The sequence below is a fragment of the Actinomadura darangshiensis genome, assembly GCF_004349235.1.
Lineage (GTDB): Bacteria > Actinomycetota > Actinomycetes > Streptosporangiales > Streptosporangiaceae > Spirillospora > Spirillospora darangshiensis.
Map to the genome: position 1 here is coordinate 1 of NZ_SMKY01000653.1, position 833 is coordinate 833.

Annotated in this window: 1 protein-coding gene; it reads right to left on the reverse strand. The window is 74.1% G+C overall.

All coding sequences use genetic code 11. The features are described 5' to 3' along the window. On the reverse strand, window positions 1-696 hold a 696-nt coding region (locus E1293_RS48420), incomplete at its 3' end, for a hypothetical protein (protein WP_165978738.1). Window positions 697-833: the final 137 nt, after the last annotated feature.

Genomic DNA, 833 nt, shown 5'->3' on the forward strand with positions numbered 1-833 from the left:
CGTCAGGCTCTCCTCGAACCCGGCGGCCTCGGCCCGCGGCACGCTGACCTCCGCCTCCACGAGCACACTGGCCGGCGGGACATCGTGCGTGGCCGACCGCGTGTCGACGGTGAAGCGCAGCCCGGCCCGGTACCTGGACTGCGCGCCGCCGCGGTTCAGCACCGTGTGGCTGAGCGCCTGCTCGGCGAGCCCGTGCCCGGCGGTCCGGGAGAACGGCACCGACAGGGTGCCGCGGAACAGGCCCCGGTCGCCGTCCGCCGTGTGCCGGCCGTCCGGCTCCTCATCCTGTTCGTTGTTGCCGTAGTAGGTGACGGCGTAGCCGGCGGACGCCTTGCTCTTGCCCTCCTTCGCCGGCTTGGACGTCACACCGCCGCCGGAGTCCTCCCGGACGGTCATGTCGGTGTCGCCGATGTACTGCAGGCTCTCGACCTGCGCGCTGATCGCGAAATGCCCGGCGAACCGCCTGACCGGCCCCGCCGCCGCCGTCACCTTCGCGGTCGGCACGCCGTTGCCGAGCACCAGCCGGCTGCGGTTGCGCACCGACTTCTCGCTGAGGTGCTCCCCGATCTCGTCCATCACCTCCTTGACCGCGGCGGGCGGCAGCCCGGCGGCCAGCAGCCGCCGCTGCAGCTCGGCCACGGCGGGGATGGTGTTGACGGCGTTGATCACCTCGGACGCCGGCGAGGGCCGCTGCACACCACCACCAGCGGCCGTGGTCGTACCGGGGGCGGCCGTGGTCGTACCGGGGGCAGCCGTGGTCGTGCCAGGGACCGCGGTGGTCGTGTCCGGGGCCGCGGTGGTCGTATCCAGGGCCGCCGGGGGCGGGTCGAGGG